The organism is Pseudomonas sp. 05N36, assembly GCF_056397385.1.
Genome location: NZ_JBFTNH010000019.1, coordinates 25,057 through 36,584 on the forward strand (window position 1 = coordinate 25,057; position 11,528 = coordinate 36,584).

An 11,528-nucleotide genomic window follows, 5' to 3' on the forward strand; every position below is an offset into this window, starting at 1 on the left:
TCCGCGATGGCGCGAGTGCAGCGCTAGGGCTTTTCAAACCAGCCATGATCGCGGTACCAGGCCAGCGTGTCGGTAAGCGTCTGTTCGACGGGGCGAAACCGTAGGCCAAGCTCTTGTTTGCTCTTGTCAGGGTTGAAATGCGTGCGCCCGGCTTCGCGCACCATCAGGCGCACGGTCGCCATACTCAGCAGAATCGGCTTGCCGGTCAGGCGCGCATAGAGCTCTTGTGTAAACGCCAAGGCGTACAGCAACGACAGCGGCAATTGCCGCAGCGGTGTCTTGACGCCCGCGATCTTGCCCAGCAAGGGCACCAACTCTGCCATGGTCATGTGGCGTCCCGCCGCCAGGTAACGTTCGCCACGTCGCCCGTGCTGCGCTGCGGCAATTTGCGCCAATGCCACATCGCGGGCATCGACGACAGAAAAACTGCCGGGAACCAGCCCGGGCAGCTTATTGCGCACGACGTCGTTGAGTAACTGCCCCGAGGAAGTCGGCCCACTATCGGCAGGGCCCCACATCCAGCCGGGCAGGACCATGCAGGCATGCAGGTCGGGATGGTCTTCCAGGAACGACAACACGACACGGTCAGCGAGGATCTTGCTGCGATAGTAGTCATCCGCATCGGCTTCATCGCGCAGGCACGTCTCGTCGATCGATGTGCCGGGAGCACCGTCGAGCACCGCAATGGACGAGGTGTGGATGAAACGGCGGACACCGGCAGCGTAGGCGTGCTCAAGCAGACGCTGTGTGCCCGTCACGTTGATCCTTTCGAGTTCCTCCCAGTGGCTGCCGCCCTTGTAGTTGTCGCGAAAGAACGCCGCCGTGTGAAACAGCGTATCGCAGCCTTGCATCGAAGCGGCGAAGGCATCGACATCGGCCATGTCACCCACGATCAGTCTCACGCCCGGAAGATCTTTGAACTGTTGTTCGCCTTTGGCTCGTGAACGAACCAGGGCCTTGACCTCGTAGCCACCGGCGACCAGTTCACGCACAAGGTTGTTGCCCAGCAAACCGGTTGCGCCGGTGACGAATGTACTGCGCATGTGTCATCCCTTACATTGACTAAAGCGGGTAGATATACCGTCGTCGTCGCTCCCGAAAAACAGCGACTGCTGCATAATGGTTTTGCACATTTGCAAAGCAGCGGGCATGTACATGAGTTCAGAAGCGAATTGGGACGATCTGCGTCTGTTGTTGGCCGTCTCGCGACGTGGCAGCTTTCTTCAGGCCGGCCAATTGCTGGGCATCGCGGCGTCGACGGTGTCCCGACGGATCACTCAGCTTGAAGGTTCACTCGGCGAGCCACTCGTCGAGCGTGGGGTTGAAGGCTGCTGGCTGACCTCGCGGGGCCAATCCCTGGTTGAAGTTGCCTTGGCCGCGGAGGAGGGCTTGAGGCGTCAGGCTGCTGCCGGCGCATCGCAATTGCCGACCGAGCTTAGCGGCAGTGTTCTGGTCAGCGTTGGCGAAGGATTTTCGTCTTGTGTGCTGGAGGCCGCGCATCGCTTTACGTCTGTGCATCCGCGCTGCTCGGTGGAGTTGCTGGTCACCGCCGACTTTCACAAGATCGTCCGCGGCGTGGCGGATATCGCTATCCGCACAGCGCACCTGGGCGAGCCGTCGCTGGTTTATCGACCCATGGGCAAGCTCGCTTATGGCGTCTTCGCTGGTGCGGCCTATCTGAAGCGCTTTCCAGCCGTGACTCCGGTCACCGCGGTGAATATTGCCTTGCTCCCGCCGCTGGACATGTTGCCGCAAATGCGTGCGGCAAGGGCCGCGGGGCTGGAGCGTGCGCAGATCAGAGTGAATTCGTTCGCCGCACAGATCGAAGCGGTAAGGCGAGGGATGGGCGTCGCAGTGCTGCCGCGTATTCTGGCCAAGGACCTGATCGCGGTGTTTCCGGATATCCAGCTGCCGGATATGGAGGTCTATCTGGTGACCCGGCCGCAAGCGTTGAAGCAGGCCCACATCAAAGTTTTTTTTGCCATTTTGGAACAGGTGCTGCGCGAGGCCCTTTGTGCCGCAGTTGTCGAAGAATGAGAAATTTTTGCGTCTTCGTCGATTCGGCACACTGAGGTAGAATGTCGCGCTCTGGACGCACGTCTGTTCATTTCTGCGTCCGATATTTTAAAAACAGAATTAGTGTCACCCGAGTAGCTGAAGCCAATGACTAATAAAAAGTCAGCGCGGGAGGGGCCTAAACGTGAGACCGATGGTGTCTGTCGGTCTTATATGTCTACCCATCAGTCTTTCTGAGTACAGGGTTCGAGGGCATGCGGCATTGCATGCGGTGAGCCTGGGCGTCTCATGATCAAGAGTGGTGGGTGGATGGCGTTCTATCCTAGGTATTACTGAATGTTAAAAAAAGTCAACACAGGGCTACTCGGCCTGGCCATGTCGATGGTCCTCATGCCTTTGCACGCAGCTGAAACAAAGAAAGTCGATGTGCTCCTCATCGGCGGCGGCATCATGAGTTCGACCTTGGGCGTTTATCTCAATGAGCTTGAGCCTGGCATGTCCATGGAGATGGTTGAACGTCTTGATGGCGTCGCCGAGGAAAGCTCGAACGGCTGGAACAACGCCGGCACCGGTCACTCTGCTCTGGCTGAGCTGAACTACACGCCAGAAGACAAGAATGGCAAGGTCGAGATCCCCAAGGCCGTTGAAATCAATGAAGGCTTCCAGATCACGCGTCAATTCTGGGCCTGGCAGGTCAAGAATGGCGTGTTGAAGAATCCCCATTCGTTCATCAACTCCACTCCGCACATGAGCTTTGTGTGGGGCGATGACAACATCCAGTTCTTGAAGAAACGCTACGAAGCCCTGCAAGCGAGCCCGCTGTTTGCCGGCATGCAGTACTCGGAAGACCCAGAGCAGATCAAGAAATGGGTTCCGTTGATGATGGAAGGCCGTGACCCGAATCAAAAGGTTGCGGCAACCTGGACTCCGATTGGTACAGACGTGAACTTCGGCGAGATCACCCGCCAGTTCGTCGGCTACCTGCAAACCAAGCCGAACTTCGCACTGAAGCTTTCGAGCGAAGTGGAAGACATCAAGCGCAATGAAGATGGCAGCTGGCGTGTTTCCTACAAGAACCTGAAAGACGGTTCCGAAACCCAGACCGACGCCAAATTCGTGTTCATCGGCGCGGGCGGCGGTGCACTGCATCTGCTGCAGAAGTCGGGCATCCCTGAAGCACAAGAGTATGCAGGCTTCCCGGTCGGCGGCTCGTTCCTGGTGACCGATAACCCGGCGATCGCTGAACAGCACATGGCGAAGGCCTACGGCAAGGCGTCGGTTGGCGCACCGCCGATGTCGGTTCCGCACCTGGATACCCGCGTGCTCGATGGCAAGCGCGTTATCCTGTTTGGCCCATTCGCGACCTTCTCCACGAAGTTCCTGAAAGAAGGTTCCTACTTCGACCTGCTGACCAGCACCACCACGCACAACTTCTGGCCAATGACCAAGGTGGGCATCGAGCAATACCCACTGGTTGAATACCTGGCCGGCCAGCTGATGCTGTCGGACGACGACCGCATGAACGCCCTGAAGGAATACTTCCCGAACGCCAAGAAGGAAGACTGGCGCCTGTGGCAAGCCGGCCAGCGCGTTCAGATCATCAAGCGTGATGAAGAGAAGGGCGGCGTCCTGAAACTGGGCACCGAGATCGTCAGCTCCCAGGACGGCAGCATTGCCGGCCTGCTGGGTGCATCGCCAGGTGCGTCCACCGCGGCTCCGATCATGCTGGGCGTGCTTGAGAAGGTCTTCAAGGACAAGGTCGCAACCCCGGCCTGGCAGGAAAAGCTGCACCAGATCATCCCGAGTTACGGGACCAAGCTGAACGACAGTCCTGAGCGTGTTTACCAGGAATGGACGTACACCAGTCAAGTCCTGCAACTTGCCACACCGCCTGTGATTGGCAAGGCTGCGGCCGCGCAACCAGCCGCTCCAGCTCCAGCGCAACCACAGAAAGAAAGCAATCCAGCGTCTGATATGGCCCTGTAAGACGAAGCCCCGCCAAACACTGTTTGGCGGGGCTTGCGCGCTGGACCGATCAGAAACGATAAAGCCCGGACTCGTGCCGGGCTTTATCGTTTCTGGCGTTTGTTCGTATGCGTCCGGCCAAGTCATCTACCCAGCGCCGCAAAGCCAGGACATGATTTCGGGCTTTGGCTGCCTACTCAGATGTACACCGTTCAGTTCCCCCGGTGGTCGTAACGCCAAGGGCCGAAGTATGAGGTCCTGTTGAGCGGCGCGTGCCACCATCGTCACCTCAAGCATGAAGGATTAAGCTGCTACGTTTTTCTGCTCCCTAAAATCAAGGATGAAACATGATTCGACCCTCATTTTCCAGCGCGTGGGCGGCCTCTCAACGGATTTACGACACCCTCAATCCATCTGAAAAAGTGGCGACAGTCATCGGCGGCAATGTTGCAATGAACATTAACAGCCGTGATCCAGCCCTAAGGTGGATCAACACGTGCGCAGTGCGCATGAGCTATATCCTTAATTACTCAGGCTCACTCATACCGAGAATAGTTGGCGAAACCGTGTCTGGCGCTGACAAGCGCTGGTACTTCTATCGCGTCAAAAGCCTGATTGCCTATCTGGAGCAGCAATGGGGAAGTGCCGAGACCGTCAGTTTCCCGGCCGCAGATGGCGGCCCCCTGGCGGGCAGGAAGGGACTGATTCTGTTTGAGGTTTCTGGCTGGTCGGACGCTCAGGGGCATGCCACATTGTTTGACGGCAGGATGTGTTATGACCACTGCTATTTCAATGAGCCAGGTGTGAACTATCAAACCGACCGCGCAAACTTCTGGAGTTTGTCCTGATGAAATATTTAACTGCGGTCTTGGTACTGGCTTGGGCAGCCGCACCTTCCAACAGTTGGTCCAAGGATGATCCGACACACTCTCCGCAGGCAGGCGAACGCACCTACGCGCAAAACTACAAGGATATGGTACTGGCAGATTGCATCGCTACCGCCTACAAGAGCGAACCTAAAGCCGCCCAGGATGCCGGAAGCAGTGCCAGTGCGCTTATGGACTGGACCTATTTCGATCTGGAGCAAGCACCTCAAGCCGGTAGACCTCTGATTGACCAGTTTCTGGCTCGTGATTATCACAACCCACTGGTCGAATCAGAGCGTCAAGGCGTTCGCTTTGAACTGCTCAAATGCCTGGACCTTTATCACAGCAAAGAGCTGGACAGTCAGGTCAGGCAATTGGTCATCAATCCTCAGCATACCTATCGTCAGGACAACCCGCCACGAACCCAAAAGGATTGACCCTGCACCGCGATTGACGATGAGTAACCGCTCGGCCGTTCGACTTCGCGAGGCGGTTACTTTGACCCAGTCGGCAAGTGAACGGATTTCTCACCCGACACATTCCCTGTAGCAGCAGGCTTCGCCAGCTGCTACAGGTCGCGTAACGGCTTTTGGGTTTTTCAGACAAAAAAAGAGCCTCAAAGCTCTTTGATGGGGAGGAAGTAGAGCCCAGAGGCTCAAGATGCACGTGAAGCAAGTGGTGAGCTTGATAGGGGTTCAGATCACTCACCACCTACGCAACTGTTGGAGCATTTAACAGTTGCGTAAAACTATCGTAGGAAGGTGGGTACGTGCGCTCAAGTACCGTTAGTCGAGTGTCGCCGGGGCTTGTATCCGCTCCTCAAGTGATGTCCGGTGCCTGGCGAAAGCGCTTGGGAATGGCGTCCGCAAACGGGTAGAGCGAAAAGTAAGGCCGGGCTTCGTCGATGACTCGCTGGATGGACGGTCTGCGCGTCAACCGGTCGAAATAGGCACTCAAGTGCTTGAATTCGCTCGGGAACGGCACGAGCGTGCTGGCGTAGAAAAGCGCCGGGGTGGCGGCGCAATCGGCCAGGCTGAAGTCCTCGCCGGCCACCCAGATTCGCGATGCCATTCGATGCTCGAGCATGGCGTAGGCCGTCTCCAGCGTGGAGCGTTGTTTGCTCAAATCAGCGTTGGTGCCGTGCAGGCGGTCAGCGACAATCTGTTGCAACGGCCCCTGCACATAGTTGTCGAAAAAGCGGTCCCACAGACGCACCTCCAGCGCGGCCTCCCAATCGTTCGGAACCAACGGTTGCTCACCCGGATAGTAGTGATCCAGGTACTCGATGATGATCGTGGCCTCCGGCAGAGCGCGTTGGCGCAGGTGGTCACTGATGACCGGGAACTTGACCAGCGGCCAGTGGGCTTGAAGTTCCGCGCGGTCAGCATCGTCTGTCAGGTCGATGATCCGCTTTTCGAATTCGGTAGTGTTTTCATAAAGCGCGATCAGCACTTTATGGCAGTACGACGACAGCGGATGGTAGTAAAGAGTCAGCGACATCGTTCAACTCCTCAGTGGTGTTGCCCCTCATCATAGTCGCTGGAATGACGGCTCGGAGGGGATCGCCAGCCGCCACGACAGATGGCCTCCGATACCCCTTTCTACCCCTCTCGGGGTACCCCATCGACGTCATTACGTTGCTCTCATGCGCACTTCATACTCCGCTCCAGCCTGTTTGGGCTGTTGAGTCTGGCGGCGTAGCGTCCGCTATTACCTCGAAGGAAAACCCATGAAGATTGAACTGGTACAGCTGGCCGGTCGCGATGGCGACACGGCGTATAACCTCAAGCGAACCCTGGAGGCCATCGAGACCTGCGCGCCTGATACTGATTTACTGGTGTTCCCCGAGACTCAACTGATGGGGTTTGCCAGCGCCGAGCAACTGCACCGCGTGGCCGAACCCATTGACGGGCCTACCGTGCAGGCGGTTCTGCGTGCGCTGCGCGAGCGCGATGTAGCGGTGGTGGTGGGGTTGGCCGAGCGCGACGGCGAACACTTTTTCAACACCTCGCTGCTGCTGACACCGCAAGGCGTGGCATTGAGTTATCGCAAGACGCACTTGTGGCCCTCGGAGCGTGGCCTGTTCCAGCCTGGGGATCGCTTTGCCACGGCACTGTGGAACGGCGTGCGGGTGGGGCTGTTGATTTGCTACGACATCGAGCTGCCGGAAGCGGCGCGAGCCTTGGGTCAGTTGGGCGTGGATCTGATCCTGGTCACTAACGGCAACATGGACCCCTACGGCCCCGTGCATCGCACTGCGATCATGGCCCGGGCCCAGGAAAACCAGGCCTTTGCGGTCATGGTCAACCGCTGTGGTGCAGGGGATGGAGGGTTGGTGTTTGCCGGTGCAAGCGCGGTGGTCGACCCGACGGGGCGCCTGTTGTTCGAAGCCGGGCGTGAAGAGTGCCGGCAGGTGATCGAGCTGGATTTCGAACTGCTGCAAACGGCTCGCAAGGAGTATGACTACCTCAAGGATCGTCGTTTGCAACTCGTTGGCGAGCAGAGTGCGCTTGCCGATGGCCGGCATGAACTGCTGATTCCCTGACAGCTGTATTGCTTGAACCTTAAGTCGATTTTGGTGCTGCCATAACAATCAAATAACAGCAGACGCCGCGCTCATTCGTCGATGATCGCGCGATCGCTTTGGAGTCTTCCGATGAAACCTCTGTGTAGCTTGCAACTGGTTGTAGCCTCTTTGCTCAGCCTGGGTATGACCTGCGTTGAAGCCGCTGAACCGAACGTCTCTATCTATAACTGGTATGACTACATTGCGCCGGATGCGACCAAGCATTTCCAGCAGGAAACCGGCGTCGCAACGGTCTACGACGTGTTCGATAACAGCGATGTGATGCAGAGCAAACTCATGGCCGGACGCAGCGGCTATGACGTTGTGGTCGCCAGCAGCGATCTGCTGCCCAACCTGATCAAGTCGGGTGTGCTCAAGGAACTGGACCGCAGCCAGTTGCCGAATCTGCCGCACCTGGACCCGGAGATCCTTGCCAAGGTGCAACACAACGATCCCGGCAACCGCTACGCAGCGCCTTATTTGTGGGGCACCACCGGCGTGGGGTACGACGTGGACAAGGTCAAGTCGTTATTGGGAACGGATGCTCCCGTCAATTCCTGGGACCTGATCTTCAAGGAAGAAAACGTCGCCAAGTTGAGTCAATGTGGTGTGGCGATGCTGGATGCGCCCAACGAAATCATTCCGATTGCGCTGCACTACCTTGGGCTGCCCTACAACAGCCAGAACCCGGAAGATTACCGCAAGGCTGAAGCACTGTTACTGAAGGTCCGTCCGTATATCCGTTACTTCGACTCCTCCAAATTCATTTCCGACCTGGCCAACGGCAATGTCTGCGTCGTGCTCGGCTGGTCGGGAGGTGTGTACGACGCCCAGTTGGCATCGGCGAAGGCCGGTAACGTGCGCAATCTGGTCTACAGCATCCCGCGTGAGGGTGCGCCGGTTTGGGTGGAAAACATGGTGCTGCTCAACGACGCGCCGCATCCGCAACAGGGCCTGAGCTTCATCAACTACATGCTGCGCCCTGAGGTCATTGCAGAAACCTCCAACTACCTGGGCTACCCCAATGCCAACAAGGACGCCACCACACTGGTCGAGCAGAAAGTGCGCGACAACCCCGGGGTGTACCCCTCCAAGGAAACCATGGCCACCTTGTTCCCGCTTGAGCCGTTGCCGCTGAAGATGGAACGCGTGCGCACCCGGGTCTGGAGCAAGGTCAAAACCGGGAGTTGAGTGGGTTGAGCGAGGCGGGCGACTGGCTTCGATAGACGCGTTAAAACTGTGGGGCTCATCATGAGCCCCACAGACGATTCTGAATCCCCCACGTGGTCTTTTGCATCAAGCGCGTCGGGCTTCTAGCGGCGGCGTGCCATCGTGAAACATGGTCTTCAGTTGCGCGCGCAGTTCTGGCGAATCGACGTGCTTGTGAACACTGACCGCATGCTGCGCGGCGGCATCCAGCAATTCTTTTTCGGAGTCAGCGGACAGTGCGACAGAGCACTTGATTCCGCTTGGGAACTCACGGCAATCGATGTATTTACGCGACATGATGTTCTCCTTCATACGAAGGCAGGCCTGGGCCTGCGTGAACGGACCGCTCGACACGTCACGCAGCCCATCGAACACGAATGCGCGTCGCATCGAGTGTGGTAATCCACACAGTATAGGTCGATCGCCGGATCGCCCAAGTACTTACGGCGTACCGAACATCGCCGTCCAGTAAATGCCCGCATCACTCTTCGGATCAACCGCGTACGCCGCGCCCAGCTCGCGGAACTGCGGATTCATCAGGTTGGCGCAGTGACCGGGGCTGGACAGCCAGCCATCGACCACCTTGCGCACGGTGTCTTGCCCGGCGGCGATGTTCTCGCCGATCTGCTGGCCGGCGTAGCCTGCCAGTTCGGCCCTATCACCGGGCGTGCGGCCATCACGGTCCTTGTGGTCGAAGAAGTTCTGATTGGCCATGGACTGGGTGTGCGCCTGGGCGGCCGTCGCCAGCGTGGCGTTCCAGGCCAGCGGCTGGGTGGCGGCAAAGGGTTGAGCGCCGCACTGGCGCGTTTGCTTGCGGGCGCTGTTGATCATCTCGAGCAGCTTCTGTCCCTCGGCCTGCCAGTCGCCCAGGCGGCCGGCCAACAGTGGGCGCGCGAGCACAATGCGCCACAGCGTTCCTTCATGGCTCACGCCGATATCGACGAATTGCGGGTCCAGCACGACCTGGCAAAAGCTCTCCCGTACGGCCTTCATGGCCGATGGCGCATCTCGCGGGCCGGACAAGGTGATCGCCTGTACGCTGACCATCGGATAAGCCGTACGCGCCAGCGCCTGCTGCAGGTCGCCGATATTGCTGCCGGGCAGGATCAGGCGCGGATCGGCCGCGAGCGGTGGTAATTCCTGAGACACCAGGCTGGCGCAGCGCTGCACCTGGCTGCGGTAGGTGTTGATCGACTCGACCAGCTGCGACTCTTCGGTGGCCACGGCACTGGCGGCGAACACCAGCCCCAGCGACAACGTGGCAAGACGCATAACGGATGACAGGACGCGCATGGAACTCTCCTTGAGCTGACTGCGCTCATGATGCGCGAATTAGCCCCACCCAGCGCAATGCCTTTTTAGGCTGAAGCCAATTTTGTTTTCCGCGTCATGAGACGTCTCCAGGCAGTGTAGAGCGCATTGCCAGAGCACGGCTTCCCTGCGCGATGACGAGCGCTGCGGCGATCAGCGCCAGGGCGACGGCGAAGGTGATCCGCATAGCGCTGGCAACGGCCTCGGGGGGGGCCGTGGTGATGTCGTTTGTTGCCGATGCAAGCACGAACACCGCACCCAACGCGGACGCACCGGTGATCAGCCCCAGATTCCGCGACAGGTTGAGCATGCCGGAGATAACGCCGCGCTGGTCCGGGCGAATATCGCTCATGATCGCGGTGTTGTTGGCCGTCTGGAACAGTGCGTAGCCAATGGTGATGACGACCATCGGGGCGATGTAGCCGGCGATCCCGCGCGTCTCCGGTATCAGCGAGAGCATGAGGCAACCGCTCGCCACTGCGATCAGCCCGAAGACGGTCATGCGTTGCGCGCCAAAACGGTCGGTCAGGCGACCCGCGGGCACCCCGGTCAGCGCCGCGAAAATCGGTCCGACCGACAAGGCCAGCCCGACAAAAGCGGCATCAAGCCCGAGGGCATGCGAGAGATAAAACGGCCCGACCACCAGCGTCGCCATCATTACCGTCGAGACCAGCGCACTCATGGCGAGACTCCCGCTCAGCACCGGATCGCGGAACATCGCCAATCGAATCAACGGTGAGGCAACGCGCACTTCGGCAAGCACGAAGAGGCCGACACCGAAGGCCGCCGCCATCAGCAGGGCCACATTGAGTGGACCGAAACTGCCGCGCCCAATCGTCATGGCCAGTGCATAAGCCGCCAGCGTCAGCGCCAGCAGCAAGGTACCCAACGGATCAAAGCCAGCGCGCTCAGGCTTCGGCGCTTGGCGATCGGCGGGCAGGTAACGATGCGCGAGCAGAAACGTCAGGATGCCCAACGGTACGCTAATCAGGAAGATCGCCTGCCAGCCGAGGCCGGCGATCAGCACGCCGCCGAGCGACGGCCCCAGCGCGGTGCCAATCGCAGACATCGTCCCGAGCAAGCCCATGGCGCTACCGGTCTTTGCCTTCGAAACCGTCTCGCCGACAAAGGCCATGGTCAGGGCCATCATGATGGCCGCGCCGAGGCCTTGCAGCGCCCGGGCGGCGATCAGCAGCCAGAGCGTGGGCGCGACGCTGCACAAGGCCGAGGCCAGCGTGAACAAGAAAATACCGGCCAGTAGCAGCCGTCGACGGCCGGTGATGTCACCGAGGCGTCCGACGCTGACGATCAGGGTGGTGATGGCGAGGAGGTAAGCGAGGACGATCCACTGGACCTCCTGGAAGGAGGCGTTGAACGCCTGTGCCAACGTCGGCAAGCCGACATTGGCGATGCTGGTGCCGAGCGAGGACAGCAACATGGATAACGAAAGGCTGGCGAGCGCCCAGCGAACCGAGGGTACTCGTGGTGCGCTGCCGGCGACGGCTTCATCTCGTGCTGCACTGATTGGCTTCATCATGTTCCCTTTGTTTGGCGACTTCCGAAACGGAGCTGTCAGAAATCTACGCCGGCGCATA

General features: G+C 59.2%; 11 protein-coding genes. 6 read left to right on the forward strand and 5 right to left on the reverse strand.

Annotated features, from left to right (window positions below; all coding sequences use genetic code 11):
- Positions 1 to 23: 23 nt before the first annotated feature.
- Positions 24 to 1,043 (reverse strand): SDR family oxidoreductase, encoded by a 1,020-nt coding sequence (locus AC1DIH_RS21630; RefSeq protein ID WP_477773221.1) that lies wholly within the window; start codon positions 1,041 to 1,043, stop codon positions 24 to 26.
- 112 nt (positions 1,044 to 1,155) lie between these two features.
- Here AC1DIH_RS21630 and AC1DIH_RS21635 point away from each other — a divergent pair, with 112 nt between their 5' ends.
- The 4 genes from AC1DIH_RS21635 (at position 1,156) to AC1DIH_RS21650 (ending at position 5,284) form a co-directional block, all read left to right on the forward strand.
- Positions 1,156 to 2,037, forward strand: coding sequence for a LysR family transcriptional regulator (locus AC1DIH_RS21635; RefSeq protein WP_477773222.1), 882 nt, complete (start codon positions 1,156 to 1,158; stop codon positions 2,035 to 2,037).
- Positions 2,038 to 2,352: 315 nt separating this feature from the next.
- Positions 2,353 to 4,002: a malate dehydrogenase (quinone) gene (gene mqo / locus AC1DIH_RS21640; protein ID WP_477773223.1), complete on the forward strand. Its 1,650-nt coding sequence runs from the start codon at positions 2,353 to 2,355 to the stop codon at positions 4,000 to 4,002.
- 326 nt (positions 4,003 to 4,328) lie between these two features.
- Positions 4,329 to 4,829 (forward strand): type VI secretion system amidase effector protein Tae4, encoded by a 501-nt coding sequence (locus AC1DIH_RS21645; RefSeq protein ID WP_427545010.1) that lies wholly within the window; start codon positions 4,329 to 4,331, stop codon positions 4,827 to 4,829.
- The gene (locus AC1DIH_RS21650) at positions 4,829 to 5,284 is read left to right on the forward strand and encodes a type VI secretion system amidase immunity protein Tai4 (protein ID WP_427545011.1); all 456 of its coding nucleotides are present in this window, start codon (positions 4,829 to 4,831) and stop codon (positions 5,282 to 5,284) included. The genes AC1DIH_RS21645 and AC1DIH_RS21650 overlap by 1 nt, the downstream gene beginning before the upstream one ends.
- 382 nt (positions 5,285 to 5,666) lie before the next feature.
- Here the strand turns inward: AC1DIH_RS21650 and AC1DIH_RS21655 are convergent, their stop codons facing one another.
- Positions 5,667 to 6,347 (reverse strand): glutathione S-transferase family protein, encoded by a 681-nt coding sequence (locus tag AC1DIH_RS21655; protein ID WP_477773224.1) that lies wholly within the window; start codon positions 6,345 to 6,347, stop codon positions 5,667 to 5,669.
- A 229-nt stretch (positions 6,348 to 6,576) separates the two neighbouring features.
- Between AC1DIH_RS21655 and AC1DIH_RS21660 the strand changes: the two genes are divergently transcribed.
- A complete protein-coding gene (locus AC1DIH_RS21660) occupies positions 6,577 to 7,392 on the forward strand; it encodes a carbon-nitrogen hydrolase family protein (protein WP_477773225.1) in 816 nt (271 codons plus the stop codon).
- A 111-nt stretch (positions 7,393 to 7,503) separates the two neighbouring features.
- Positions 7,504 to 8,604, forward strand: coding sequence for a polyamine ABC transporter substrate-binding protein (locus tag AC1DIH_RS21665; protein WP_477773226.1), 1,101 nt, complete (start codon positions 7,504 to 7,506; stop codon positions 8,602 to 8,604).
- 105 nt (positions 8,605 to 8,709) lie between these two features.
- On the opposite strand, the gene AC1DIH_RS21670 is transcribed toward AC1DIH_RS21665, so the two are convergent.
- The 3 genes from AC1DIH_RS21670 to AC1DIH_RS21680 all read right to left on the reverse strand — a co-directional run bounded on the left by AC1DIH_RS21670 (position 8,710) and on the right by AC1DIH_RS21680 (position 11,467).
- Positions 8,710 to 8,919: a DUF1059 domain-containing protein gene (locus tag AC1DIH_RS21670; RefSeq protein ID WP_054598376.1), complete on the reverse strand. Its 210-nt coding sequence runs from the start codon at positions 8,917 to 8,919 to the stop codon at positions 8,710 to 8,712.
- Positions 8,920 to 9,063: 144 nt separating this feature from the next.
- Positions 9,064 to 9,915 (reverse strand): CAP domain-containing protein, encoded by an 852-nt coding sequence (locus AC1DIH_RS21675; protein ID WP_477773227.1) that lies wholly within the window; start codon positions 9,913 to 9,915, stop codon positions 9,064 to 9,066.
- Positions 9,916 to 10,009: 94 nt separating this feature from the next.
- On the reverse strand, positions 10,010 to 11,467 hold the full coding sequence (locus AC1DIH_RS21680; RefSeq protein WP_477773288.1) for an MFS transporter: 1,458 nt from the start codon (positions 11,465 to 11,467) through the stop codon (positions 10,010 to 10,012).
- Positions 11,468 to 11,528: the final 61 nt, after the last annotated feature.